Source organism: Roseburia sp. AF02-12, from assembly GCF_003461765.1.
Taxonomy (GTDB): Bacteria; Bacillota; Clostridia; order Lachnospirales; family Lachnospiraceae; genus Roseburia_C; species Roseburia_C amylophila.
In genome coordinates, this window is record NZ_QTXS01000001.1 from 1,117,252 (window position 1) to 1,143,378 (window position 26,127).

The 26,127-nt window shown below is 42.8% G+C and carries 24 protein-coding genes; 4 read left to right on the forward strand and 20 right to left on the reverse strand.

Annotated features, from left to right (window positions below):
* Positions 1-4: 4 nt before the first annotated feature.
* On the reverse strand, positions 5-319 hold the full coding sequence (locus DV740_RS05525) for a metal-sensing transcriptional repressor (RefSeq protein ID WP_117842003.1): 315 nt from the start codon (positions 317-319) through the stop codon (positions 5-7).
* 461 nt (positions 320-780) lie between these two features.
* Between DV740_RS05525 and DV740_RS05530 the strand changes: the two genes are divergently transcribed.
* The gene (locus DV740_RS05530; protein ID WP_022244013.1) at positions 781-2,124 is read left to right on the forward strand and encodes an MATE family efflux transporter; all 1,344 of its coding nucleotides are present in this window, start codon (positions 781-783) and stop codon (positions 2,122-2,124) included.
* A 287-nt stretch (positions 2,125-2,411) separates the two neighbouring features.
* On the opposite strand, the gene DV740_RS05535 is transcribed toward DV740_RS05530, so the two are convergent.
* On the reverse strand, positions 2,412-3,968 hold the full coding sequence (locus DV740_RS05535) for a phosphate--AMP phosphotransferase (protein ID WP_117842007.1): 1,557 nt from the start codon (positions 3,966-3,968) through the stop codon (positions 2,412-2,414).
* A gap of 283 nt (positions 3,969-4,251) precedes the next feature.
* On the opposite strand from DV740_RS05535, the gene DV740_RS05540 reads away from it, so the two are divergent.
* The gene (locus DV740_RS05540; protein ID WP_118087581.1) at positions 4,252-4,494 is read left to right on the forward strand and encodes a hypothetical protein; all 243 of its coding nucleotides are present in this window, start codon (positions 4,252-4,254) and stop codon (positions 4,492-4,494) included.
* 115 nt (positions 4,495-4,609) lie between these two features.
* Positions 4,610-5,365, forward strand: a complete 756-nt coding sequence (locus tag DV740_RS05545) for an exodeoxyribonuclease III (protein WP_022244011.1) — start codon at positions 4,610-4,612, stop codon at positions 5,363-5,365.
* A gap of 56 nt (positions 5,366-5,421) precedes the next feature.
* On the opposite strand, the gene DV740_RS05550 is transcribed toward DV740_RS05545, so the two are convergent.
* From DV740_RS05550 to DV740_RS05560, 3 genes are all read right to left on the reverse strand, one after another.
* Positions 5,422-8,082, reverse strand: coding sequence for a sensor domain-containing phosphodiesterase (locus tag DV740_RS05550; RefSeq protein WP_118087582.1), 2,661 nt, complete (start codon positions 8,080-8,082; stop codon positions 5,422-5,424).
* A 5-nt stretch (positions 8,083-8,087) separates the two neighbouring features.
* The gene (locus DV740_RS05555) at positions 8,088-9,566 is read right to left on the reverse strand and encodes a methyltransferase (RefSeq protein ID WP_118087583.1); all 1,479 of its coding nucleotides are present in this window, start codon (positions 9,564-9,566) and stop codon (positions 8,088-8,090) included.
* A gap of 86 nt (positions 9,567-9,652) precedes the next feature.
* A complete protein-coding gene (locus tag DV740_RS05560; protein WP_118087584.1) occupies positions 9,653-10,441 on the reverse strand; it encodes a peptidoglycan recognition protein family protein in 789 nt (262 codons plus the stop codon).
* A 222-nt stretch (positions 10,442-10,663) separates the two neighbouring features.
* Between DV740_RS05560 and DV740_RS15185 the strand changes: the two genes are divergently transcribed.
* A complete protein-coding gene (locus tag DV740_RS15185) occupies positions 10,664-10,798 on the forward strand; it encodes a hypothetical protein (protein WP_022244007.1) in 135 nt (44 codons plus the stop codon).
* A 21-nt stretch (positions 10,799-10,819) separates the two neighbouring features.
* On the opposite strand, the gene DV740_RS05565 is transcribed toward DV740_RS15185, so the two are convergent.
* The 15 genes from DV740_RS05565 to aroD form a co-directional block, all read right to left on the reverse strand.
* Entirely contained in the window at positions 10,820-12,202 is a 1,383-nt protein-coding gene (locus DV740_RS05565; protein ID WP_158561521.1) for an MATE family efflux transporter, read from the reverse strand.
* Positions 12,192-12,641, reverse strand: a complete 450-nt coding sequence (locus DV740_RS05570) for a winged helix-turn-helix domain-containing protein (protein ID WP_117842012.1) — start codon at positions 12,639-12,641, stop codon at positions 12,192-12,194. Before DV740_RS05570 ends, DV740_RS05565 begins: the two co-directional genes overlap by 11 nt.
* A 94-nt stretch (positions 12,642-12,735) precedes the next feature.
* Complete coding sequence (locus DV740_RS05575; RefSeq protein ID WP_118087586.1) at positions 12,736-14,028, reverse strand: C40 family peptidase; 1,293 nt, start codon at positions 14,026-14,028, stop codon at positions 12,736-12,738.
* A gap of 331 nt (positions 14,029-14,359) precedes the next feature.
* Complete coding sequence (locus DV740_RS05580; RefSeq protein ID WP_022244003.1) at positions 14,360-15,346, reverse strand: Gfo/Idh/MocA family protein; 987 nt, start codon at positions 15,344-15,346, stop codon at positions 14,360-14,362.
* Entirely contained in the window at positions 15,343-16,689 is a 1,347-nt protein-coding gene (locus DV740_RS05585) for an MATE family efflux transporter (protein WP_118087587.1), read from the reverse strand. Before DV740_RS05585 ends, DV740_RS05580 begins: the two co-directional genes overlap by 4 nt.
* A 27-nt stretch (positions 16,690-16,716) precedes the next feature.
* Entirely contained in the window at positions 16,717-17,961 is a 1,245-nt protein-coding gene (gene larC / locus DV740_RS05590; RefSeq protein WP_118087588.1) for a nickel pincer cofactor biosynthesis protein LarC, read from the reverse strand.
* A complete protein-coding gene (gene larB, locus DV740_RS05595; RefSeq protein ID WP_118087589.1) occupies positions 17,948-18,703 on the reverse strand; it encodes a nickel pincer cofactor biosynthesis protein LarB in 756 nt (251 codons plus the stop codon). The genes larC and larB overlap by 14 nt, the downstream gene beginning before the upstream one ends.
* Positions 18,682-19,566, reverse strand: coding sequence for a phosphatidylserine decarboxylase (locus DV740_RS05600; protein WP_118087590.1), 885 nt, complete (start codon positions 19,564-19,566; stop codon positions 18,682-18,684). The genes larB and DV740_RS05600 overlap by 22 nt, the downstream gene beginning before the upstream one ends.
* A 112-nt stretch (positions 19,567-19,678) precedes the next feature.
* On the reverse strand, positions 19,679-20,362 hold the full coding sequence (locus tag DV740_RS05605; RefSeq protein WP_117842020.1) for a CDP-alcohol phosphatidyltransferase family protein: 684 nt from the start codon (positions 20,360-20,362) through the stop codon (positions 19,679-19,681).
* Positions 20,363-20,370: 8 nt separating this feature from the next.
* The gene (locus DV740_RS05610; protein ID WP_118087591.1) at positions 20,371-21,411 is read right to left on the reverse strand and encodes a lysylphosphatidylglycerol synthase transmembrane domain-containing protein; all 1,041 of its coding nucleotides are present in this window, start codon (positions 21,409-21,411) and stop codon (positions 20,371-20,373) included.
* Positions 21,401-22,102, reverse strand: coding sequence for a phosphatase PAP2 family protein (locus DV740_RS05615; protein ID WP_158561523.1), 702 nt, complete (start codon positions 22,100-22,102; stop codon positions 21,401-21,403). The genes DV740_RS05610 and DV740_RS05615 overlap by 11 nt, the downstream gene beginning before the upstream one ends.
* 157 nt (positions 22,103-22,259) lie before the next feature.
* Positions 22,260-23,618, reverse strand: coding sequence for an RsmF rRNA methyltransferase first C-terminal domain-containing protein (locus DV740_RS05620; RefSeq protein ID WP_118087593.1), 1,359 nt, complete (start codon positions 23,616-23,618; stop codon positions 22,260-22,262).
* Complete coding sequence (locus DV740_RS05625) at positions 23,596-24,768, reverse strand: class I SAM-dependent methyltransferase (RefSeq protein ID WP_330415592.1); 1,173 nt, start codon at positions 24,766-24,768, stop codon at positions 23,596-23,598. Before DV740_RS05625 ends, DV740_RS05620 begins: the two co-directional genes overlap by 23 nt.
* Positions 24,768-25,280 carry a shikimate kinase gene (locus tag DV740_RS05630; RefSeq protein WP_118087594.1) on the reverse strand — a complete coding sequence of 171 codons (513 nt, stop codon included), beginning with the start codon at positions 25,278-25,280 and terminating at the stop codon, positions 24,768-24,770. Before DV740_RS05630 ends, DV740_RS05625 begins: the two co-directional genes overlap by 1 nt.
* Before the next feature lie 61 nt (positions 25,281-25,341).
* Entirely contained in the window at positions 25,342-26,115 is a 774-nt protein-coding gene (gene aroD / locus DV740_RS05635; protein WP_118087595.1) for a type I 3-dehydroquinate dehydratase, read from the reverse strand.
* Between the last annotated feature and the right edge of the window lie 12 nt (positions 26,116-26,127).

Below are 26,127 nucleotides of genomic sequence, written 5' to 3' on the forward strand. Positions count from 1 at the left end.
TCCTCTATTTCATCAGTTTCTGAAGGGTCGCACAAAGCTCATCCACCGCTTCTTCCTTTCCGGCACGGATGTCATCCACCACACAGGATTTGATATGCTCCGCTAACAACACTTTATTAAAGGAGTTCAGTGCAGAATTAATTGCAGACACCTGTGTTAAAATATCCACACAGTAACGGTCTTCTTCCAACATTTTCTTTACACCCCGCACCTGTCCTTCAATCCGGTTCAAGCGTTTTAATAAATCCTGATATTCTGCTTCCTGTCTGTGCTTCTTCCGTTCGCAGCAGGATGGACACATCTCTTTTTCTTCTGCCATAGTCAGTCTCCCTTCTATCTTCACATTCCAATACACATTTCCCGATAGTCATATACCCCCTACCGGTATGCTCATATTATACCCCCATAGGGTATTTGTCAATCATTTTTCTATTGAATGTTCCAATTCATATTCAAGCCATCTTCTTCCGCTCTATGATATTATCTTGACTTTTCCTATGATTTATGCTATTTTCATAACGCTAAAACTGGTGTGGATTTTTCTAGTCTGACTACTTTTCGCCACACAATTATCCTTGTGATAATTGTGTGGCGTTTTTTACTTTACAGGAAATTGCTTTCCTGTAAAGTAAAAAACGCTCCGCGAGGATGCACACTGCGGCGTATAAGGTAGATGTCGCAAGCGACCGCCGCAGGTGCGAGAATGTGCCAAGGCACATTCTTTGTTATTTCTCACACTTTGGATTAGTGAGAAAATAAGAAAAAGAAGGAGCAATTATTATGAATGAAGATTTTATGAAAGAAAAACCGATTTTACCACTGCTGACTACCATGGCACTTCCTATGGTTATCTCCATGCTGGTAAATTCTCTTTATAATATTATAGACAGTCTGTTTGTGGCTAAAATCAGTGAAGATGCCATGACTGCCCTTTCCCTGGTCTATCCGGTGCAGAATTTTATCAATGCTGTGGCAATTGGATTTGGTGTCGGAATTAATGCTTTAATTTCTTTTCACCTTGGTGCAAAAGAAGGGGAAAAAGCCAATATTGCTGCAACCCATGGGTTCTTCTTTTCTATTTTGCATGGTGTCATTTTAACGATTGGAAGCATTGCCCTGATTCCTACGTTTTTAAGCCGCTTTACCACCGACAGTAATGTTCTTAAGTCAGGTGTAGAATATGCAAATATTGTATTTGTATTCAGTATCATTATTATGATGAATTTAACCTTTGAAAAGGTCTTTCAGTCTGTCGGCAGAATGAATGTCTCCATGATTGGACTGATGCTAGGCTGTATTGCCAATATCATTTTAGACCCGCTTTTGATTTTCGGAATTGGCTTCTTCCCGAAAATGGGAATGCGCGGAGCTGCCCTTGCCACCGGTATCGGACAGCTGCTGACTCTTATTTTTTATCTCTTTGCCTATTTTCTGCGCCCAATCAGTGTACGGATTAGTCGAAAATATCTTATCCGGGACAAACATCTTGATTTGAAATTATATGGTATCGGCATTCCTGCCATCTTAAATCTGGCTCTGCCGTCCTTACTGATCTCATTTTTAAACGGACTCCTTGCCGCATATGACCAGTGTTATGTGGTAGTCGTCGGAATCTATTACAAACTGCAGACCTTCCTCTACCTTCCTGCCAACGGAATTATCCAGGGGATGCGTCCGCTGGTGGGCTTCAATTATGGTGCCGGTGAAATCAAGCGTGTGAAGAAAATCTATCATCTTACCCTCTGTATGAACGGTGTCATTATGCTTCTTGGTATGATTATCTGCTTTACTGCATCACCTTACCTTATCGGAATGTTTACAGACAATGCCACCACAATTTCCGTGGGAAGCAATGCCCTTCGGATTATCTGCTGTGGTTTCCTGATTTCCACCGTATCCATTACTGCCTCCGGTGCTTTGGAAGGGCTTTCAAAGGGCGGACAATCCTTAATTATTTCACTGCTCCGTTATATCCTTTTTATCATTCCGCTTGCATTTGTTCTCTGTAAAGCCTTTGGTCCACAGTGCGTATTCCATGCTTTCTGGATTACGGAAATTCTCACTGCCGCAATTGCAGCCCTGCTGATGAAATCAAGCCTCCGGCTTCCGGGCACACAGGCATAAAATACATTAGAGAAAGCTGCCAGCAAAATTTTGCTGACAGCTTTCTCTATGCTATTTCTTATACATATATAATTGTTACGCCGGAAAAGGATGCATCCAGATAAATCGTTGCCTGTGGCTGCTGCATCATCGCATTATCAAAATACACTTTCATGCTATCAAAGCCTATGGACAAAAGCAGTGCTGCGCCAAGTATCGGCCATGGTGTATGTCACTCATTATACACAAACACATTTTTCTGTAAATGCCTTTGGAATAAGTGGTAAGAAATACGAACCAAGTGGTAATTATTTCCGTTCTTTTTCTTCTTTCAGACGCTTCTCAATTGCTTCTACCACCGTACGAAGTACTTTAATTCTGGCATAATACTTGCAGTCTGCCTCTACTAAAATCCATGGTGCATAAGTGGTAGAGGTACGAATCAGCATTTCATCCACTGCCTTTTCATAAGCATCCCATTTCTCACGGTTGCGCCAGTCCTCATCGGTAATCTTCCACTGCTTTGCCGGATTTTCCATACGTTCCTTAAAACGACGCTCCTGCTCATCCTTATCAATGTGCATCCAGAATTTTAAAACAATGGTTCCATGATGCGCCAGCTGCTCTTCCATTTCGTTCATCTCATGGTAAGCACGCTTCCATTCCTCTTCCTGACAGAAGCCTTCGATTCTCTCAACCATAACGCGGCCATACCAGGAACGGTCAAATATTGCCACATGACCATCCTTTGGAAACTGTTTCCAGAAACGCCACAGATAATGATGTGTTTTTTCTGCATCATTGGGTGCTGCCACCGGATTTACCTGATACCCCCTTGGATCCAATGCCTGGGTCAGCCGTTTGATGGCTCCGCCTTTTCCACCAGCATCCCAGCCTTCAAATGCCAGCACCACCGGAATCCGGTATTTATAAAGTTCATTATGAAGCTCGGAAAGTCTTGCCTGAAGACGTGCAAGTTCTTTTTTGTACTCCTCTTTTTCCATCTTCTTTGAAAGGTCAACTCCAGCCAGTACGGAGCTCTTAAGTACCTGCTCCTTTTGTGATGCGGCTCCTGCTTCCTGCAAAGTATCCTTTTCCTGTTTTATTTCCTGCGCCTTTGTTTTCTCCTGCTCCCTCTTCTCCTGTTCGGCTTTCTTATCTGCGATTGCCTGCTCCAACACAGAAACTACGATTTCCGTCATCTTTGCTGCTGCATATTCCCGGTCGGTACATTCTAAAATATGCCACGGTGCATATTCAGAATCCGTCTTTTCCAGCATTTCTTCATTCATGGCAAGATATTCTTCATAATGCTTATTTCTCGCCAAATCGTCCTTTGTTACCCGCCATGCAGTCTTCTTATCTTCCAGAAGCTTATCAAAACGCTTCTTCTGCTCCTTCTTTGACACATCTGCAAACAATTTGATAATTACCATACCATCATCCGTTAATTGTTTTTCAAAGGAACAGATTTCTCCAAATGCATAATCAAGCTGCTCCTTTGTGGTCACACCGTCAAAGCGGTCCACCAACACTCTCCGGTACCAGCTTCTGTCAAAAATTGCAATTCTTCCCTGGGATGGAATCTTCGTCCAGAAACGCCACAGGAACGGATGCATTTTCTCTTCCTTGGTCTCCACTGCAGTAGCATAAACGGAAAATCCCCTCGGGTCTAAAGGCTCAATGATTTTATTAATCAATGTTCCTTTTCCTGCTGCACCAAATCCCTCAAATACAATCATGACCGGAATCTTCTGTTCCTTACAGGCTCTCTGCAGATAGGATAACTTTGGCTGCAAATCGTCCATCCACTCCTTATATTCCTTTTTCCCCATCTTCCGGTTTAAATCTACCTTCTCTAACATCGCATGTCCTCCTTTGCTTATAACTCCATAATACGTTGCATTTTTATATATAAAAATAGTATAATATTTTTCTTGAAGAATATCCAGTCTAATGGGTATAATGAAACAAATATGTGATTGCGAAAAGAAATTATTATTTCAAAAGGTTGTATTCGAAGTACCAGTGGCTTTGACATGAAATACCGCAGTTCTAAGCTGCATATTTTTCTTTTGTGATAGAAAGCAGTCTTTCCAATGTTTGACAAGATGCCGGTACTGTCCGCCGGAGTACGGATGCCTTTTAATGGCTGTTAGGGGCACTTGGAATTTCGTCCGGCACCCGGCAACGCTGGCACAGGGAAGTGCCAGCGAGGCACATATAAACATGGATGTGAATTTGTGCCGGTTGCCGGACCTGACAAAATATGCCCCGAAATTCTTAGTGCCCCTTGCAGTTATTATGTGGCATCCGCACCCGGCGGACAGTGACGGCATCCGGTCAAAGCAACGGAAAGACAGTTTACCATCAAGAAAAATATGCAGCTAAGAATTGCTGGCATTTCACTTCACATAAGCCACCAGTGCTTCAAATACAGGCCTTTTCAAATAAAACACCGCTTTTTCGCAATCACCGATATGTATCAATAAAAAGGAGACTCACTATGAAATTTATTTCCTGGAATGTAAATGGCTTACGTGCCTGTGTCAATAAAGGATTTTTAGATTTCTTCCATGAAATCAATGCAGATGCATTCTGTATTCAGGAGACTAAACTGCAGGAAGGACAGATTGACCTTTCCCTTCCGGGCTATTACCAGTACTGGAATTATGCGAAGAAAAAAGGCTATTCCGGCACTGCCATCTTTACCAAAAAGGAACCTCTTTCTGTAAGCTATGGCATTGGCATCCCGGAGCATGATGAAGAAGGACGTGTTATCACATTAGAATATGAAAACTACTATCTCATCACCTGCTACACGCCAAACTCCCAGAGCGAACTGGCAAGGCTTTCCTACCGTATGGAATGGGAAGATGCTTTTTTACAGTATTTAAAGGGATTAGAAGAAAAGAAACCGGTTATTTTCTGCGGTGACCTGAATGTTGCCCACAAAGAAATTGATTTGAAGAATCCGAAAACCAACCGTAAAAATGCCGGATTTACAGATGAAGAACGGGAAAAATTCTCTGTTCTTTTAGAGAATGGTTTTATCGATACCTTCCGTTATTTCTACCCGGAACAGGAAGGCATCTACTCCTGGTGGTCCTACCGTTTTCACGCAAGAGAAAAGAATGCCGGATGGCGTATTGATTATTTTCTGGTTTCCCAGTCCTTAAAAGAGAAGTTAAAGGGAGCTGCCATTCATACGGAAGTTCCTGGTTCCGACCATTGTCCGGTAGAACTGGAGATAGACTGCTAAACTTAAAATGGGTAAAAAGCTTTCCTTCCATCAGCTTTTTACTCATTCTTTTATTTCTACAGATACTTCTTTTCAAAGTCCTCTGCACGCATTGGCTTACCATAATAATAACCCTGAATATACTGCACCTTCATGCTGCGGAGCTTCTCCACCTGTTCCGTTTCCTCTACCCCCTCTACACAAATCCGTACTCCGATGGTCTCTGCCAGTTCTGATACCATCTTTACAAAGGCCTCTGAATACTCATCTTTTCCAATGTCAATGATAAAGCAGCGGTCTATCTTGATAATGTCAATCGGCAGCTCACGGATATGGTTCAAGGAAGAATAGCCTGTTCCAAAATCGTCCAGTGCAACCTTTACGCCAAGGCTCTTGATATCCGAAAGAATCCTCTTCATACGCTTCATATCGTTAATTGCAAGGCTCTCTGTTACTTCAAGGGTAAGGTTTGCCGGATCCATCTTTGTCTCTTCCAACACTTCCCTGACTTTTTCTTTCATATCATTCTGCAATAGCTGTACCACCGAAAGATTTACATTGACATGATACTCCGGATGTCCCATGTCATTCCAGTATTTACAACGGCGGCAGGCTTCTTTCAATACAAAGCTTCCGATTGGATTGATAAGTCCTAAATATTCTGCCAGTGGAATAAATTCAGACGGGGAAATCATCCCCATTGCCTCAGAATTCCAGCGGATAAGTGCCTCGGCTCCACTACATGGGTCTCCCGGTCTGGAAATATCCACAATCGGCTGATAATACACCTCAAATTCCTGGCAGGAATTTGTAGTGGCATAACGCATATTCTTCTCTAAATCAAGCCGCTTAAAGGATGTCGCTTCTACATTTTCATCATAGAATTCTATACGGTTTTTACCACCCTTTTTGGCTTCGTATAAAGCAATATCTGCTTTTTTGATTAATTCCTGTACATTGTCTCCGTCATCCGGGAAACATACCACCCCCATACTCATGGTACAGTAGTAATCTCCACCTTTTAAGAACCATGGCTTGGAGAAAATATTCCTAATCTCTGTTAAAATCTCATCCAGACGCTGATATTTTTCCTGATTAACAATGATGATAAACTCATCACCACCCATGCGGTAGCAGGTAGATTCCAGTCCGGTCACTCCCCGCAGGCTTCTTGAAATCGTCTGCAGCAGAATATCCCCATACTGATGTCCCAGACCATCATTAATATGCTTAAAGTCATCCAGGTCAATATAGCAGAGTGCTCCCTTGCCACCTTGTTCCCTGGCTCTCTGGATATAGATTTCCACATCATGCTCACAACGCATTCTGTTATAAAGTCCCGTCAGGAAATCATTATTCGCCTGGCGTTCAATCTTCTGCTGATAAAGCTTTTTATCCGTCACATCATAAACCGTCAGCAGCATAACCATTCTGCCATCCACCCAGTTAATCTGGGTATGATAAATGTCAAAATACCGGTTATCCTCTTTGGAATAATATTCTACAAAATTGCCGGTTCCATAACGCTTATTACCGGAACGGAAAATCTCATCCTGCTGCTTTTCAAACCGGTCATCTGCAAATAACCTGTGAAACTGCTGGTTCGTATAAAGAATCTTCTCCGAAAGCATATCCCTTACACAGATTCCACAGCCTACATTTTCAAGGATTGCCTCTAAGGATGCATAAGAACTTGCCAGCGAATTCTTTGTAATCCGCTTAATCAAAATACTCTGCACAATCTGTTTTACTTCATTTAAAAATTTAATATCGGAAACATCCCAGATACGGCGTTTCCGCAGTTCAAAGAAGCATAAATACATGGCAGCTTCCCCGTTAATCTCTACCGGCAGGCTGATTGCCGCCTGAATATTCCATTTTTCAAAAAACTGTGCAAATGCGGGCGGCAGTATGGAATCTGCTGAAATCATATAAGGCTTGCCATTGGTAAAAGGAAATTCTGATGTGGAAATGCCCTGGCATTTTGCAATCAATGCATCCTCTTCCTCCAGACAGCATTCACTTATCATATCCGCAGTCTCGCCATCCCGGTTAATACGGAGCAATGCTGCATTACTGATTTTCAGATAATTGCATACATCTGTCAGAATTTCGTCTGCAATTTTGGAAAAGCCATTTTCACTCTCCAGCATTTTCACGATAGAAGTCATGACCTCTGTACGCTGTAATTCTGTCTTAATCTGCTCCTGGCTTTCCCTGTTTTTGGCAAATGCTTCCTGTGCCAGAAGCTCATCCAACTTTGTAGCAAAATACTGTTTGGATATATAGGTTAAAAAATCAAGTGAATTGTAATACTGCTTTGTCGTAGTCTTCTGGATATTCTCCGGAATCTCCTGTTCTGGTGCGGCTATATCAGAAAGCACACCAATGACAATCCAGATTGCTGCAATCTTACCGCCTACACGGATTGCAACACCGTTCATTTTCAAATAATCCTCTTCCAATGGTTCTTCCACTACATCTTCCATCTCAGAGGTAATCAGTCTGTTCAGCAGCACAATATGGCGTGCCATACCGACTTTTTCATGAAGATAATTCAGTTCTTCCTTGGAACCATATGCCTTGGTCACAACCCCCTGCATCTGGCTTAAGCATACACAATATAAATTATTACAGGCACAGAAACGGTCCTGTAATCCCTGAAGCACTCTTCCGTCGAGTAATTCCGCTCCAAACATTAACTCATTACTCCTTTGCATGTCCAACTTCTGCTTCATTTTTGTTACCCCTTTTTACCGACTATAAATAAATAAAAACCTTCTTTTTCCCGTATACAGAACTCGTCTAATAGACGATATTCCATATGTCTCCGCAGCTGTTTCTTTACAAAGCCGCCCTCATTGGAATATAAAATCATATGACCACCATTTTTCAGGAATTTTCCTGCACAATCAAAGAACTGACTGTAAAAGGCATCCTGTTCTTCTCTTGTTTTCTTCCCTCTCAATGGCATATTGGAAATGATTTCATCAAAAAGGTATTTATGTGTAAAATCAAAAAAATCACGATTAATATAATTAATCTGCCTTCCTGCCGCTTTGGCATTCTCTCTTGCCTTTATCACAGCCTCTCCAAAAATATCCAGTCCGTACATATCTCCCGCCGGCACCAGAAGGTCACGTTCTATTAACATGGTACCAACTCCGCAGCACGGATCCAATACCTGTGCACCCTTTTTCAGATAAGGTTCTGCCAGCTTCATAAATAATGCTGCATTTACCGGATGAATGGATGCTGCAACTGCTTCCTTCCGGTAAGAAAATCTCCGCATTGGAATCGTAAATAATTTACAGGATGGATATAATGTGCCATCCGTATTCTTCGTAAGCCGCAATTCTATTTCATAGCCATCTACCGTATTTAACAGCTGATGTCCGGTTAAATCTTCTAATGTTGCTGCCGCTTTCCGGATAAAGCTGCCTTTTTCTTCCGGTGCAATGCCCCTTACTTCCATGCGGAAGCGAAATGGTGGATTGCCCTCATGCAGCCTGTTTAATAACTCCATAAGATTTGATTTTGCATATGCCTCTGCTACCGCTTCCGGTTCTGCAGCAATCCGGTGTCCCCCGGACAATAGCAACAGCATCTCCCGGAAAGTACGAATCTTTATCACATCCCTGAGATGTGTTGTCTTTACTTTTACACCTGCCGGAACCAGCACCGGGCGATCTTTTTTTATCTGTTCTGCCGTAATCTCACGATATGCAGGATTGGTTGTCAGAAGCACTTCTACCTCTTCTTCATATCCAGTAAAACGATGCTTCTTATTCTGGTTCAGCCCACCTAACAATTTATCCAGAGCATGCAGTTCTTCCGTTCTGTGCTTCTTTTCGCTTTCTGCCGGAACTTCTGCTAACAATTCCTTGTAACGCTTCCCGAATGCGTCCTGATAAGTCTCTATATCAAGTCCATTCATTGCAGTAAGATAAGAACTTTTCACAAAGCGTGTATTCTCCCTCTGGTATGCCTCAAACAGTGCTTTTGCCGCCCCTGATTCATTTGTCTCACCCAGAATAAGTGCTGCATTTTTCCGGATTTTAGCATCTTCGGAGCTCAAAAAAGCATACAAAACCGGATGCGTTGCATGGTATTCTTTCCATTCCTTCAATGCATCCTGATTTTTTATGCTTTTCTTTAATTCTATCAGATTTTCACGTATATTCGTCTCTTCGGTCAGTGCCTTACAAATCTCTTCTAACATGTTTTTCCTTCTTACAACCAGTGGACTTTTCGTCTCTCCACTATCAATGATTTAATATTACTTGAAATCAGAAGATTTGGCAAGACTTACTCCTTGTCATTTTTTAGATTTTCCGGGGCAACTCCATTCTTTTCTATATAATCTGCCACATCCACCTTAAACTGTTTCCAGGCATCCTCATGTTCCACATAATATTTCGGACAGTTTTTTCCGGTTACGTCATAATGACGGATGACATCATCCATGGTCAGATCATATCTGCCACAAAGCCATGCCACCAGATGCACTAATGTCTGGTAGGTGGCATCGTTGAATCTTCCGGTATCGTCCGGGATACAGCATTCGATGGAAATAGTATCATTGTTCCTGTCATTGGATGCATAGGAAATCTCTTTGCATGGGATGCATTGAATCAGTTCACCATCCAGTCCGATGACAAAATGACTGCTGGCATGTGTTTCATGGCTGTCCTTTAAGCCTTCAAAATAATCACGGTTCTGCTGTGCTGTGGTTCCCGGATTTGCAGTATAATGCACCACAATGCCATTTACCTGATCAATTGCAAGTCCCGGTCTGGAATAATCATTTATCGTAAGAAGCTGCACATCATAATCCGGCGGATTTTCTACCACTTTGGTAATGGCTGCCGGCACATCTGCTGCTGCCAAATGTTTTCCCCTTATCCATCGGAGCAATTTCCCACCTAATACAAATATGAAAATTACTACAAGAACAATTCCTAAAAGCAGCAGCATTCTCTGAATCCGCACCTGCTGCTGTCTTCTTCTGCGCCGGTATTCTGCTGCTGTATGTGGTTTCTCATATGTATATTTTTTTCTTCCTGTTTTTCTCTTTCCTCTTCCGGTCTGTCTCATTTATTTTTATCTGCTCCTATATGGGTTATCTGTTATTTCATTCCTTATCATCATACACCAAATGTTCCTTACATTTTATTAACAAAAACTTAATTTTCTTTTATGGTAATTTTACACAATTTTTTCACATCTTTTTTGTTGACATTTACCAAAGGTAAGTATATAATACTAAACGAACAAAGAGGTTTGTTCAGATAATAAATTGCATAAGGAGGGATTTGTATGTTCTTAGAGCAGGATGCAGTGCTGGGTCTTTCCAGGTTCGTAGCAAAATACGAAGCATATGTAAGAGAGATGAAAGCACAGAAGAAAGAACCTGTTACCATGTTAGCTTATCTGGTAGAAATGGTTCAGTAGACCAGTTGACCAAACGGCGCTTCATAGCCGCCGCTTTCCGTCACTGGTCTTTTTTTTTGTTCTTTTTTTCTCACTCTTTTGGAAATAACAAAACACAAATGGAATGCTGATGATTGCAGTCAGCCCATCTGACAACGCCTGCACAATCTCCACTCCCGCCAGCCCGATCCATTCCGGTAGAAGGAAAATCAACGGAAGAAATACAATTCCCTGACGGCACGCTGATAGAAATGCCGCCTTCCCCTGCTGCCCGATTCCCTGAAACAGCATATTACTTAAAATTCCTATGGGAATCAGCGGAAAAATCAGGCACTGGCTTCGAAAAGTAAAAATGCCGATTCGTGCTGCCATATCTTCTTTTAAAAAGAAGCTCATGGTCATCGGTGCGAAAAGGAATCCTGCCAGACCGATTCCTGCCGCCGCTATGATGCTGCTCCATAAAGTAAAAATAAATGCCTGCTTTAACTTTTTTTTATTTTCAGCTCCAAACTGATACCCTGCCACCGGCTGAAAACCCTGACCATATCCGATAAAAAGGCTGAAAAATACCATAAATAACCGTCCGTCTACAGACATTGCTGCTACTGCCGCATCTCCATATCCTACCGCCTGCCGGTTTAACAATACGGCTGCCGCGCTGGCAAATCCCTGCCTGCAAAGCGACGGCAGACCATTTTTTATAATGCTACCATAGTCCTTTATTTTGAAAAAATTTTTACTTTGTTTCTTTCTATTCAGTTTCATTCTGCCATGCCAGAAACAGCCTCCCAGTACCATCGCTGCCACTGTCTGTCCGATAAATGCCGCTAATGCGGCTCCTTTTACTCCAAGATTTAAGACAAACAGAAACACCGGTGTCAGTATAATATCAAGAATTCCACCGGTTACCATTCCTGCCATAGATGCTTTCGCCCTGCCTTGCGCCCGAAGAAGCGTACCAAGTACCAGTGTCTCTATGGTAAAGGGTGCCGACAGCAATACAAAGAGGGCATATTCCCTTGCATATGGAAGCAGCTCTGTTGTTGCACCGGAAAGCTTCAGCAAAGGTGTCAAAAAAATCAGACCTGCCCCCAGACTTATAAGTCCAAGCAGCAGCCCTGACATAATTGCCGAATTTGCAATCTGCTCTGCCTGCTCTTTTTCTTTCTTTCCAAGGAGCCTTGAAACAAGGCTTCCCGCTCCCATGCCAACAGTATAGCCCACTGCCTGTATCCATGCCACCAGTGCAAATGTAATTCCGACCGCTCCGGTTGCCCTGCTGCCAAGTCTTGTTACAAAGAAGGTATCCACGATACTGTAAGCAGAAATTACCAGCATACTAAGTACCGTAGGTGCCGCCAGTGACAAAATCACACGATGCACCGGTTCTGTTTCCATCCTCTGTTCCAGGCTCTTATTCTCCATGAGTGCCCTCACTGTCTGATGGAACATATTTATATCCGACTCCGTGCACCGTTATGATATAACGCGGCCGTCTGGGATTCTTTTCAATTTTCTTCCGGATACTCTTAATATAGGAATCTATGGTTCTGTCATAGCCATCAAAGGCATCCTCTAACGCATAAGTAATCAACTGGTTTCTGCTATATACCCGGTGGGGAGATTTCACCATGGTATATAAAATTTTATATTCATTAGGTGTCAGATGAATCTTTTTCCTGCCTCTTCTGATACAATGATTGTCTACTTCTAAGATACAGGCCGTTCCAATTTCAATCTGACTTCCTGCCCGCCTGTCTTCTTCGTATACAATGCGGTAGCCCTCTTCTAAAAGCTGCTGGCAGAGTTCCTGGGGCATCCTTCCTTCTGACTCCTGAATGATAATGGTTCCCTTTGTTCCCATATATCTTCTATCCTTCCTGCTACAATCTTTTCTACTAATTTATAATCTTTTCTATTGTAGTCAGTATCTCCACGGATAAAAATTTTTATTCTCTTTATACAATTCTTCGGATAGAAAGAATCGTCCGGTAGCCTGCATTTGATACTTTAATTCCGGTCTTTGCTGAACTTGCATGCACAATCTGTCCGTTTCCGATATAGATTCCGATATGACCGGAATACCAGATTAAATCTCCCGGCTGTGCCTCTGCCAAAGATGACACTGCGCTTCCGCAGGCTCCCTGCTCACCGGAGGTTCTTGGCAGATTAATTCCAAAATTCCTATATACACTCTGCACGAAGCCGGAACAATCCGCCCCATTTGTAAGACTGGTTCCACCATATACATATGGATTTCCTACAAACTGCAATCCATAATCTGCAATCTGCCTGCCTAAACTGGCATCAGATGCAGACGCCCCTGTTCCGCTGTTTCCGGATGCAGCATTTCCAGATGTTGAAGCTTTAGATGTTGCATTCCCTGCTGTTGTATGATTGGTGCTCTGCTTCACTGCTGCCTTCTTTTGTGCTGCTGCCTGCTGCTCTGCCGCTTTTCTTCTGGCTTCTGCTTCCTGTGCCGCTCTTCTTGCGGCTTCTTCTCTTGCTAACCGTTCTGCTTCTTCCTGAACAGATTCTGCATGGGGATATTCCGTATAGGTTTCTACATAATCTGCCGCTACATAGCCCTCCCCTTCCTCTGCATCAACTTTTAACCAGCCATCCAGTGTCTCTGTTACCGTTAGTATATCGCCTCCCGGTACCAGTCCTAATACGGCAGCCTCCGTGGATGCTTCCGTACGCACTTTTAAAGTTGTTGTAGTTACCCGGGCAAGCTGTGTGCCAATTTCTTCCGCAAGTGCTCTTGCTTCTTCTCCCACACAGACATATTCTGCACTGACATATCCGCTGACTGAACCGGAAGTAATATAATACCAGCCCTCTTCTGCCGCCTCTATCACACCTACCGTATTACGGTAAAGTTTTCCAAGCACTTCTCCTTCTGTAGACGGTTCTTTTCGAATATTCACATAATTCGGTGCGATTGCAACCGCAAGTTCCGGCTGGTCTGCTGCCGGCATTTCCTCTTCTGCATTTCCAAGTGAAAGTTCTGCCACACCATTTATTTCTGCTTCGCCTGCTGCTTCATGCTCTGCCAATTCACCTGCTTCTGTCTGTATCTGCTGAATCGCATACTGTTCTGATAAAATACGCTGCTCATTCAGTGCACGGATTACACCTGCACCAGATACAGCTGGTGCCTCCATGGCATTGACATTGGTCCATAATGAAGTTGTAGTTGTCAGGATTGCGGCTGCAAACCATAATTTTTTTACTGTTTTGTATTTCATATCTGTCTCCTTACCTATGTAATCATCAGGTATTGCAGAAGAGATATTCTATTTATTTTTACTAAGTAAGAAATAGCCGGGCAGCCCGGCAAATGCAAAGACCGCATCATAACTGCAAGGGGCACTAAGAATTTCGGATTGTCTGGCTATTGTTCATTTTCTAAAATAAATTCAAATAATTTTCTCTTCTCGCAATTTCCTATGTAATCATTCGCAAGTTGTTACGAACTTGTTACATCTTATTACATAGATATGGAGATAGTGTGGAGATGGAAGGATTACCTTCGTCAAATACAATTTAGTCAAGTACGATTGACTAAATCATACTTGACTAATTTTCATCACACGGAAATACAATTCCGGCATCCGCTCTTGCCCGGGTCAGTATCCGGCTGACCGCAAGGCTGTGGTCGAGCATTTCGTAGCAGGTTGCAGTGTCCTTTGATGCTATCTCATTTACAAAGGAAACAAACTCTGCATACATCCGGTGTGCATCTCCATTTCCATCATAGGATACCTCTCTTCCATCCCGGTAATGGATGGTCACTGCGCCGCAGACATTACACGGGCTGTTCTGGGCAATGTAGCCTTCGCTTCCTTCAATGCGATATTCCGGCTGTCCCTGACAGTCCTTTGCGCCTATTGCAACTGCCTGAAAGCCGGGATAAGATAAAATTGCAACACCGCTGGTGTCAATTCCTTTTTCCATGTTTGCGGTATAATGCACAGACTGCGGTTCTCCAAACAAGCCTTCTAAATACTGGATATTATATAAGTTTAAATCCATCAAAGCTCCACCTGCCTGCTTTGCATCAAAAACAGGAATGTTTTCTCCATTCTGGAAACGGTCATATTTTCTGGAATATTGGCTGAAATTGCAGACTGCCATTTTAATTTTGCCAATCGTCGGTAACTGCTCTTTGATAAACTGATAGTTCGACTGATACCGTGTGGTAATAGCTTCAAATAAAAATACTCCCTGCTTCTTTGCAAGGGCACAAAGCTCCTCTGCCTGTCTTTCATTGGCTGTCATGGGTTTTTCTACAATAACATGTTTTCCACGAAGAACTGCTTCTTTTGCCATTTCAAAATGTAAAAGATTTGGCACAGCAATATAGACAGTATCAATTTCCGAATCCAGAAGCTTTTCATAATCACTTACAGCAAGCTGCATCTGATACTGTTCTTTTAATTTTTCTGCTTTTGCTTCACTGCGCTTTGTTCCACAAATTCCATAGCAGGAAAGCCCTTTTACCTGCTGCAATACCGGAAGTACTTCTTCTACGATAGTTCCTGTTCCTACGATTCCAAGCTTCATTTCTTTTCTTCCTTTCCACGGATATAAGGGTCTCTGTAATAGGATATGACAAGCTGGATACACATCAGGCACCAGATAACCGGCTCACAGATAATTACACCAAAATATTTCAAGATTGGGATAAACAATAAAACAAATGCAATTTTTCCTACCAGTTCTATCATGCTTGAAACCAGTGGCACTACCTTTTTACCAAGTCCCTGTAACACATTTCTAAGTACCATAAGAATTCCAAGAACCGAATAAAACGGTGTATTCCAGCGGATATATCTGGCACCATTTTCAAGAACTACACTTTCGGATGAGCCGGAGAGCAATGCAATCAGGGAAGGTGCGGCAAATGCAACAATAACGGTAATAAATACTGCCCAGCCAACAGACAGTATCATGGCATACCGTACTACCTTAAGGATACGGTCACGCTGGTCTGCTCCCCGGTTCTGGGATACAAAGGTTGCTGTTGCCATTGCCAGTGGCATTAATGGCAACGAACAAAAACTGTTTAATTTTCGTGCTGCTGTATGTCCCGCAATAATCAGATAACCCAGCTGATTGATAGCATATTGCAGGATTACTGTTCCTGCAGATACAATAGCTAACATAAAGCCCATGGAAAGCCCCTGGCCTGTCAGTTCCAGGTAAAGTGGTCCATCTACTTTAAAATGCTCCCGTGCCGGTATTAAAATCTTACATTTTTTCATAATATAAATGGCACATAATACTGCAGAAATTCCCTGTGCTACCACCGTTGCCACTGCTGCACCGCGGATTCCCATCTGAAACTGTGTAATAAAAAGAACATCCAGTACAATATTGATAACGGACGAAATAATCAGAAATGCCAGCGGCATAAAACTGTTTCCAATTGCACGAAGCAATCCGGACAACAGATTATATGCAAACATTACTCCAACACAGATTGTTACAATATAAATATAAGAATAGGATTCCTCAATGATTTCTGATGGTGTATGTAACAAGACCAGAAGCGGACGAAGTCCAATCTGTGCAATCAGCATTACACCAACCGTCACCGCTGCTCCAATTACCAAAGAGCCTGCAACTGCACGCTTTAACAAGTCTTTATCTCCTACACCAAAGCTTCTTGCCACTACCATGCTAAGTCCATTTCCAAACCCCAGTGCAAATCCTACCAGCAGTTCATAAACCGCTGCACATGCACCGATTGCTGCCAGCGATTCATCACCCAGAAAATGGCCTACTATCATGGTATCTGCCGCATTATAGAGCTGCTGAAATAAATTGGAAATAATAAGTGGAATTGCAAATAAAATCAAAGATTTTAAAATATTACCCTCTAATAAATCTGTTTTTGTATGCATCCTTTTAACCTCATCCTTTTCATATCCTTATTTCAACTCCTGCAATACATCATCATATACCTTCTGAAAAGGAAGTCCTCTCTCTCTGCATACCTCCCGGATGGATTCATACTCCGGAGTAATACGCACTTCTCCTTCACCCTCACATATTTTAACCGCCACCTCACCATAGGAGGTCTGCCGCTTTTCTGTCCTTCTTGGCAGAATCGTCCGCACCATTTCTACATAGCGGATTCCAATGGTTGTTGTCTCACGAAATATAATTGCTTCTAATTTTTCCCGGTCTTCTTTCCTGCAGATTACTGTCAACTGATATGCCGGGCGGTTTTTCTTCATATAGACCGGTATATAATGGACATCTCTTGCGCCATTTTCCAGTAAAAGCTCCATGGCATAGCCCAGTGCTTCCCCGGTACAGTCATCGATATTACATTCCAGTTTTAAAATAGAATCACTTTCATAGACCGGTTCTTCTGTTTCCAGCAACAATGCCCGGAGCAGTCCCGGCCGCTTATAGTCCCGCTTTCCGGCGCCCAGTCCGTTTCCCACAATCCGGTAACATTCCGGCAGCTCTCTTGACGTACAGATAGCCGCTGCAATTGCTGCCCCTGTCGGAGTCACATATTCTCTCGGTTCACCGATTTTTCCAAGCAGGATTCCATATTCCATCACTATGTTAGTCACTGCCGGAACCGGAACCGGCAGGATTCCATGCTGACAGCGCACCGTTCCTTCCCCTTCCCACAGGGCAGGAATAATGACCTCATCTACTCCAAGATTATCAACACAAACTGCCGCTGCAATAATATCTACGATTGAATCCAAGGCTCCCACTTCATGAAAATGTACTTCTTCCACCGGAACACCATGGGCTTTTGCTTCCGCTTCTGCTAAAATCCTAAATATTTTCTTAGCAAGTGTCCTGGCACTATCAAGCATATTCGTGCCATCGATTATGGAATAAATTTCCGTCAGACCGCGGTGTTCGTGATGATGATGTTCCCCATGGGTATGGGATTCTTCCTGTCCAAAAAGATACTTCATATCATGATCATGATTCTCATGGGCGGCATCTAAGATGACCCTAAAATCACATGCCGACAGGGCTGCCTTTTGTACTCTGCTGATTGCAATTTCAAAGCCGGATACCGGAATGCTCCTTAAAACAGTTTCTAAGACTTCTCTGTCTGCTCCTGCATCCAGTAAAGCTGCCACTACCATATCACCACTGATTCCGGTATGGCAGTCCAGATATAAACTACGCTTCTTCATCATGTACCCCCAGTCTGTTTATCTGTGTTGCAAGATAGCCTGCACCATAACCATTATCAATATTTACCACTGCAACACCATTGGCACAGGAATTAATCATGGTAAGCAATGCAGAAATGCCTCCCATATTCGCTCCATAGCCTACGGAGGTTGGTACACCGATTACCGGCCTGCTTACCAGTCCGCCTAAAACACTTGCCAGTGCTCCTTCCATGCCAGCCACTGCAACAACACAGTTGGCTTTCTGGATTACCTCAAGCCTTGAAAGGAGACGGTGAATTCCACTGACTCCCACATCATAAATACGTTCCACATTGGCTCCGAAAAACTCTGCCGTCTGCGCAGCCTCTTCTGCCACTGCAATATCTGCCGTTCCAGCCGTACATACTGCTATCAGTCCACTGCGTTTTTTATCCTTTTTTTCAATTTTTAATACACGAGAAACAGGGTCATAGGTAACCTGCGGTAATTCCTTGTGCAACAGCTCATACTGTGCCAAAGACGCCCTGGTTCCCATGACCTCGCCTTCATCCTTGTATATTCTCTGAAAGATTTCAAGAAGAAACTCATCCCGTTTTCCCTGACAGAATACCACTTCTGCAAAACCGGAACGCATTTTCCGATGGCTGTCTATCTTTGCATAGCCCATCTCTTCAAACGGTTCCCTTTTAAAAAACTGCTCCGCTTCTTCTACGGTCATCTTTCCGCTTTTCACCTGTTCTAATACTTCATGCGCTTCCATTCTGACATCCTTCCAATCTTTTCCCCCTGCCGGACTTTCGTCTCGACTCCTTTATTGGAATTATACACAATATCTGCGTCCAGTTCTACCCTGTCTTTTTCCAGACACAAAATTACCGTAGAACCGCCAAATTCAAATTTACCTTTTTCTTCTCCACGGTGCACCGGGCAGTTTTCTTTCTCATTACAGATTCTGCCTACCATAAGTGCGCCCACTTCCATCATTAAAATATTGCCAAAATGCTGACTTTTCAGCACAGAAAATTCTCTGGTATTTTCCTTATAAATCGGATATATTTCTCCCGCCAGCGGATTTACCGTATGAAAAACACCCGGAATCCTATAGATGTACCCCATTCTGCCATCATCCACAAAGCTGTAATGATGATAATCATCTACCGTCAGGCGGAAAATGCAAAGGGTTCCGCCCTCATAATGACGGGCGATTTTCCTGCTACGGAAAAGACTCTCCATGGTATATTCCGTATCCTTGACGCAGACTTTTCCCTCTGCTGTAATGGGATATATACTGAGCCTGCTATCGCAGGGTGCACAGAAATTCTCCTTAACACGGTCAAATTTCCGGTGTCCCGGCTTGATTTTTCTGGTAAAAAAATCATTATAGGAACGGTATTCCCGTTCCTCATAATCTGTCATATTTATATGATTCTTTTTTATAAATGGTGCAATTGCAGCCTTTGATACCGGCTGGTTCAAAAGGAATCCACCTGCTTTGGAAACAAAGGGTTTCACCAGAATTCCAAGTAAAATTCTTCCGGCAGCCGTCTCATACAATGCCTTTAACACTCTGCCCTGTGCTGCATTCTCACCAATTTCATTTCCCTTCCGGTCTACACAACGCATCTTCGTTTCCTCCTCATTTTTCCTCATTGCAGGAAATGTTACGCATTTTCTGTCACGTTACATCCCATTTCCGGCTCATTGAACATAATGCTGGTCTCATCTGACACAATTTCTACCTCATCAGACGATCTAAAATGGAATTCTCCAGTCCCGGAAAGCACAGTGAAATATGATATTTTGAGAATAGGAAGATTGCAATTACTGCACATGCCACAAGGATAACCAAAACTGCAAGAAATGCATTGGATGGCTTTTTCAATTTAAAATCTACAATAAATAATGTGCCAACTACTGCCAAAACAAAGAGTAGTAACACACTGAATTCACGCTCTGCAATTACAAAGTTCAGCATAAATGCCAGTGGCAGTACGATTGCCATCGTTGTAATCGGCAGTCCGTGATAATATTTATTGGCACCCTCTTCTACTCTCTGGCGGTTGGTTTCCAACACATTGAAGAATCCGAGTCGAATCACGGAGCAGACACAATAATATGCCAGAACAATGGTTCCAAGAATACCTCTTACACCAAGCACATAACAGATTACTGCCGGGAACGCACCAAAGCAGACTACATCGCAAAGGGAATCAATCTGAACGCCAAATAACTTTTCATCATCAGTACGGTTCTTTTTGGTTCTTGCAATCTTTCCATCAAACATATCAAATAATCCGGATAATGCCAGACAGATAATTGCTGTTCTGTAATGTCCTCCAATTGCCTGAGTAATTCCAAAAACAGAACACATCAGACTAATATATGTAAGTACTACTGTATAATCATAAAAACCTATCATTTTTCCCTCTACCTTTCTTCCCTCTTCTGTTTATGCGGTCTTCCTATCGTAAAATGTGCTACGACTGTCATAACTGCGCTTAAAATTAATTCTGTGTAATAACTGAGTCCCCTGCTTACCACCATCGCCGGCAATGTCAGTGTGCCGCAGATTGGTGCAAAAATAGATAAAAACAGTGATTCACTGATTCCCATTCCTCCCGGTAACGGAAGCATATCCACCGCAACGGAAATCATTCCCTGTAATACAACAATGGTTACCATACCAGTTCCATCGATTCCGAAGGAACGGCAGGTCAGATATGTTACAAAAAAGAGTAACAGTCTTTGTACTACGGTAATCAAAAATACATTGGTTACGACCAATTTATGGGTACGGAAATATCCTGCCACATCCTGATACTGCTTCATGGCATTCGCCATTTTTTCCCGGTAATATTCAGTACGCTTCATCAGATGAATTTTGCCAAGTCCTCTTATGATGGCATCCATCATATTAGCTGCCAGTGTCGGATGGAAAACCAGAAACATCATAAATGCCACACAAAAGACATTTAATAAAAGTCCCAGATAACACCATCCCAGCACCGGCTCAAGATAATGCATAATCTGTGCCGGACGAATGATTACAACCAATGCGCCAATCACCACAAGCACCAGTTTATAAGTAATGGTTACAATCATTAAAACCAGTGTCGATACCGGTATGGACAGCTTATCCTTTTTCATATAATAAATCTGTGCCGGCTGTCCTCCGGTTGCCGATGGTGTAATACAGCTGAAAAAGAATCCAACAAAGGAATACAGGAAACAATGCATAAGTTTTATCTTCTGCCGGATGCTTCGCATCATATAATATATGATAACAGATTCACTGCAGATAAAGAATACCACGCAGACCACCGCAACAAGCCAGTACCGGTAATCCGTATTCCGGATATAGCCGAACAATTCACCTAAATCCTGTCCATGAAAGATTGCATATATGGTAATTGCAAATACGGTAATAAGAAAAACTGCATTCAGTATTCCTTTTTTCTTACTCATCATAATGCTTCACCCCAAATATCTTTCTTCCAATTTTATCAAAAACTTTCATTACCGGACGGTACATTCCGGTATGCTTTGATACAAACCAGCAGAATTCTGCCAGAAAAATGCCTGCTACCAGGTCAATCATATAATGCTGTTTGGTAAACTGGGTGGATGCACAAATCAATGCTGCCATCACAAAAGAACATCCTTTGTACCAGCCTGGCAGCTTACAGCTCTTTCTTACCCCGATGAAGCAGAACCAGCTTACCAGACAATGGATGGATGGAAAGAGATTCGTCGGTGCATCCGATGCATAGATAAAACGCACCAGCCAGCTGCAGAAATCATGCCCTGTCACTTCCGGTCTAATATTCGTGGTTGGAAGCAATATAAAGAAGATACAGCAGATTACTCTTGACAACATATCCGCTGTTGCAAAACGGAAAAATGTTTCCTTATCTTCTCTTGATACCAGAATATAATTGATTAAACTGAACGCAAAAAATAAAACATACAGAATAATCCACTCTTTTACAAAAGGAATACTCCTGTCCAGATTGCTGGTCAGGTCATAATGCTTTGCATTTGCCATCAGCCTCTGGGTGCCCCAATAAATAATGGTATTAAAAATGGCACACCATGCCAATGGCAGTGGTCCGTATGATGGTATCCATTTTGCTATGTATTTTTGATAAAATTTTCCCAACTTTGTCTCTTCACACATAATTTTCTAACTTTCTATTTTTTCCGACTTAATAATCATATTCGATTTTCCTTTAAATCACAAGCAGATATTCCCGGTGTTTATTAATATTTCCTTAATTTTGTTTTATTTTAAGCAGCTTTTTTCAGATTCTCTCTTTTCAGATAATATCCACCATACGAAGCCCTTTCGGATAATGATTCTTCATGATTCCACCTGCCAGCTTGCCCCAGCCGATGCTGTAGCCATCTACGCAGATTAAATACCAGCCCTTTTCTCCTCCCCATGAAAAAGTCTGTCCCATCAGATACTGTCTGATTTCCTGGCTGCCAGAAGAAAGCATGGCAACATGAAATGCCTCTTGTGGCTGCATGGCAAGTGCCAGTGCATGGGATGGTTCAAAACGGTTCTTTTTTAAGGTGCCAAGATGCAGTCCCGGCCGTAATACCTTCAGCCCCTTTAAAGCAGGAAATCCTTCCGGCATCAGATAGAGCTGCTCTCCAAATTTAAGCAATGCTCCCTGAGGTTTTTCTTTTAAACTCTCTTTTACAAAAGAAAGATATTCCGGGCAGTCTTTTTCCTTTATGCCCTTTTCCGTCAGTCCAAAGCCGCCATAACCTTCGCCTGCTTTCGTTATCACTGCTGCAAAATGTCCTTCACCTTCGATTTTATGCGGAAACAGACGGATGCAGCCTTCTTTGTCATGAATGAAGCCTTCACTGTCAATTCCTTCTGCAATCTTGCAGTCCGGATGACGTTCTAAGAAACGGTGCACGCTCCCTTCATCCTCTTCCGGTGCAAAGGTGCAGGTGGAATATACCATCCTGCCGCCGGGTCTTAACATCTCATACGCACAGTCTAAGATACCGTCCTGCCGGTCGGCACACAGCTTCACATTGTCAAGGCTCCACTCATTTCCGGCCTCTTCATTCTTCCGGAACATGCCTTCCCCGGAACATGGTGCATCCACCATGATTTTATCAAAGCAGCCTGGAAAACGCTCTGACAGATGCTCCGGTGTCTCATTTAATACCAGTGCGTTTTTGATTCCCATCCGCTCTATATTTTCAGATAAAATCTTCGCTCTCGCCGGATGAATCTCATTACAGATTAAGATTCCTTCCCCCTTCATAGCTGCCGCAATCTGGGTACTCTTTCCACCGGGAGCTGCACAGAGATCTAAGATGATATCCCCCGGCTGTGCCTTAAGACATTCTGCCGGTACCATTGCCGATGGCTCCTGAATATAATACACACCGGCATTGTGATAAGGATGTTTTCCCGGACGAATCTCTTTTCCATAATAAAAACCGGTCTCACACCATGGAACCGGTTTTAGCTTCCAATCTGTCTGTTGTAAAAATTCTGATACACTGGTTTTCCCTGTATTAATCCGGAACGACTGCTGCCGCTCCTGCCCTAAGCTTTCGAAAAATGCCGGGTACTCTTCCCCTAACATTTCTTTCATTCTCTCTAAAAACTCTGCCGGGAAACTATTATTTTCCTGTTCTGAATGCATCCGTATTTCTCCCTTCATCCACTTGCAGTAATCCGTAGAGTAACGGTTTTAGCTGGAATTCTTCGCACATGGCATCCACTTCTTTTAAAAGCTTCTGCTTATGCTCCTTTGAAATCTTTGCCTTTCTCGCCCGGATCAGAAGATTCTTTGGCGTATGGGACAAATCCACAAATTCTAAGACCTGGCTCTTGTATCCGCAGCACTCTAAGAGGTTGGCACGGATTGCATCCGTTGTCAGTGCTGCAAAACGCTCTTTGATAATGCCATAACGGGTCATCAGATGCAGCTTTTCGCTCTCCATCTGCTCATTTAATTCATGCTGGCAGCATGGCACGGAGAAAATCATTTCCGCATCCCAGCTGATGGCATTGTATAAGGCAAAATCCGTTGCGGTATCGCAGGCATGCAAAGATACTACAATATCCACCGGGAACGGTGCTTTGTAGCCATTGATATCTCCCAGTTCAAAATGCAGGGTGTCATATCCGTATTTTTTTGCTGCCTGATTACATTTTTCTATGACATCTTTCTTTAAATCCAATCCCACAATCTCTACCGGAATCTTGCGCACTTCCGTAAAGTAGTAGTACATAATAAAAGTAAGATAGGACTTACCGCAGCCGAAATCAATGATATGAAGTTTCTCTTTTTTACAGTCCTTCACATAATCATCGATGATTTCAATAAAACGGTTAATCTGCTTAAACTTATCATACATGGTACGGACAATTTTACCCTCTGTGGTAAAAATTCCCATATCCACCAACGGCGGAATGACCTTACCTTCTTCTAAGAGATAATTTTTCTTCCGGTTATGGGTTGCAGTCTCATTTACTGCATTCTGCAGCTTTTTCCTTTTATAAGATGGCACTCCCTTTTTGGATACCAGAAGAATATGCTCTGCTTCTGTATCAAATCCATTGAGCTGGCGAAAATGATTCTGCATCAGTTCTTCCAATGCTGCCTCTAATTCTTCTACGGACAGATTCTCATGAAATACCTGCTTGTCCGTATATTTTTCCATCTGGAAAAAGGCTTCCTTTTTCTGCACGATAATTTTACGATACTCTTCCTGCTTTGTGGCAGGCTTACTGATAATCAGCTTCCTGCAGCTTTCTGCGATTGCTTCTATATACTCTCTCATTTCCATTATGCTTCTCTTAACTTTGCAATAATCTCATCTGCGATTGTCTCTGCACTCCTGCCGTCTGTTGCCACCGCAAGGTCTGCAACACTTTCATAACGGCTACGGCGTTTTTCCATCAGTTCACGGATGTACTCCACATTCATATGGCCATTTAAAATCGGGCGGTCCTTGCTGTAGCGGACTCTCTCATAAATGGTTTCCGGTGTAGCAGACAAAAGAACGATTCTGCCATTTTCTTTCATAAAAGATACATTTTCTTCCCGCAGCACTGCACCGCCACCGCAGGATACGATGACACCGTCTTTTTCTGAAATATCTTTTACAAGCTGTGTCTCCAAATCTCTGAAATGTATTTCACCATACTGTGCAAAAATGTCAGAGATAGCCATTTTCTGCTGCTCTGCAATCATTTCATCCATTTCGCAAAGAGGAACATTTAATTTCTCTTTTAATACTTTTGCTATGGTGCTTTTCCCGGCTCCCATAAATCCAATCAGAAAAATATTCTCTGCCATTTTCTAATTCCTTTCCATATGTATGATTCCAAATATCGATTAAAATTCTTCTCTATTATTTTTACTGTCTATTGCTATTCTGATGTATGATTTCCAATATCCGCCGCAGTTCTTCTGCATCTATCTGTCCCGGTGCGCTGCTCTTTCCGGCTGCGCCAAAGGTAACTGCCGAGCCAAAGATTTCTCCGCAAAGACGGCTGATTAAGCCCTTTCCTGCCATAGACATGGTAATAACAGGTGTCTTCCCTGTTTCCCTCCAGCTTTCCGTTACCGTAAGCAGTGTTAAAACATCCTTGCTGCTTTGTGGCATAACGGCAATCTTTGGAATATCTGCGCCAAGTGCTTCCATTTTCTGAAGTCTGGCAAGGAGTTCTTCTGCTGCCGGTGTTTTTTCAAAATCATGATTGGATGCAATGACTTTTACATTATTGCTATGTGCTGCCGCTACTACTGCCTTTACAACAGCATCCCCGGAAAATAATTCCACATCCACGCAGTCCACAAACCCGGATGCAATTGCAGCTTCATTTAAGCTTTGATATGCTCCGTCGCTTAAGGCAGCTTCTCCGCCTTCCCTGCTGCTTCGGAAGGTAAATAAAACCGGCAGTTCTCCCAAACATTTGCGAAGCTTTTCTAACAGTGCGACTACTTTTTTACTGTCTGCAGCTTCTTCATACCAGTCCACACGAAATTCCACCAGATCCGGTTTTGCAGCCTTCGCCCGCTCTGCGCCCTCTAATATTTCTTTTTCCGTCTTTCCTACAACCGGAACACAAATCTTTGGCATTCCGCTTCCGATTTCCAATGTCCTGATTCTGACTACCGTCTGCTCCATTTCTTACTCCTT

Excerpts from the sequence above, each read along its gene's own strand:
- DV740_RS05560 (WP_118087584.1), bottom strand. The coding sequence starts at position 10,441 with ATGAGACAGACCGGAAGAGGAAAGAGAAAAACAGGAAGAAAAAAATAT.
- DV740_RS05625 (WP_330415592.1), bottom strand. The coding sequence starts at position 24,768 with ATGGAAATGAGAGAGTATATAGAAGCAATCGCAGAAAGCTGCAGGAAG.
- DV740_RS05525 (WP_117842003.1), bottom strand. The coding sequence starts at position 319 with ATGGCAGAAGAAAAAGAGATGTGTCCATCCTGCTGCGAACGGAAGAAG.
- aroD (WP_118087595.1), bottom strand. The coding sequence starts at position 26,115 with ATGGAGCAGACGGTAGTCAGAATCAGGACATTGGAAATCGGAAGCGGA.
- DV740_RS05620 (WP_118087593.1), bottom strand. The coding sequence starts at position 23,618 with ATGCATTCAGAACAGGAAAATAATAGTTTCCCGGCAGAGTTTTTAGAG.
- DV740_RS05540 (WP_118087581.1), top strand. The coding sequence starts at position 4,252 with ATGGCTGTTAGGGGCACTTGGAATTTCGTCCGGCACCCGGCAACGCTG.
- DV740_RS05555 (WP_118087583.1), bottom strand. The coding sequence starts at position 9,566 with ATGTTAGAAGAGATTTGTAAGGCACTGACCGAAGAGACGAATATACGT.
- larB (WP_118087589.1), bottom strand. The coding sequence starts at position 18,703 with ATGGAAGCGCATGAAGTATTAGAACAGGTGAAAAGCGGAAAGATGACC.
- DV740_RS05570 (WP_117842012.1), bottom strand. The coding sequence starts at position 12,641 with ATGGGAACAAAGGGAACCATTATCATTCAGGAGTCAGAAGGAAGGATG.
- DV740_RS05605 (WP_117842020.1), bottom strand. The coding sequence starts at position 20,362 with ATGATAGGTTTTTATGATTATACAGTAGTACTTACATATATTAGTCTG.
- DV740_RS05535 (WP_117842007.1), bottom strand. The coding sequence starts at position 3,968 with ATGTTAGAGAAGGTAGATTTAAACCGGAAGATGGGGAAAAAGGAATAT.
- DV740_RS05530 (WP_022244013.1), top strand. The coding sequence starts at position 781 with ATGAATGAAGATTTTATGAAAGAAAAACCGATTTTACCACTGCTGACT.
- DV740_RS05545 (WP_022244011.1), top strand. The coding sequence starts at position 4,610 with ATGAAATTTATTTCCTGGAATGTAAATGGCTTACGTGCCTGTGTCAAT.
- DV740_RS05550 (WP_118087582.1), bottom strand. The coding sequence starts at position 8,082 with ATGAAGCAGAAGTTGGACATGCAAAGGAGTAATGAGTTAATGTTTGGA.
- DV740_RS05585 (WP_118087587.1), bottom strand. The coding sequence starts at position 16,689 with ATGCATACAAAAACAGATTTATTAGAGGGTAATATTTTAAAATCTTTG.
- DV740_RS05575 (WP_118087586.1), bottom strand. The coding sequence starts at position 14,028 with ATGAAATACAAAACAGTAAAAAAATTATGGTTTGCAGCCGCAATCCTG.
- DV740_RS05630 (WP_118087594.1), bottom strand. The coding sequence starts at position 25,280 with ATGGCAGAGAATATTTTTCTGATTGGATTTATGGGAGCCGGGAAAAGC.
- DV740_RS05600 (WP_118087590.1), bottom strand. The coding sequence starts at position 19,566 with ATGCGTTGTGTAGACCGGAAGGGAAATGAAATTGGTGAGAATGCAGCA.
- DV740_RS05565 (WP_158561521.1), bottom strand. The coding sequence starts at position 12,202 with ATGGAGAATAAGAGCCTGGAACAGAGGATGGAAACAGAACCGGTGCAT.
- DV740_RS05580 (WP_022244003.1), bottom strand. The coding sequence starts at position 15,346 with ATGAAGCTTGGAATCGTAGGAACAGGAACTATCGTAGAAGAAGTACTT.
- DV740_RS15185 (WP_022244007.1), top strand. The coding sequence starts at position 10,664 with ATGTTCTTAGAGCAGGATGCAGTGCTGGGTCTTTCCAGGTTCGTAGCA.
- DV740_RS05610 (WP_118087591.1), bottom strand. The coding sequence starts at position 21,411 with ATGATGAGTAAGAAAAAAGGAATACTGAATGCAGTTTTTCTTATTACC.
- larC (WP_118087588.1), bottom strand. The coding sequence starts at position 17,961 with ATGAAGAAGCGTAGTTTATATCTGGACTGCCATACCGGAATCAGTGGT.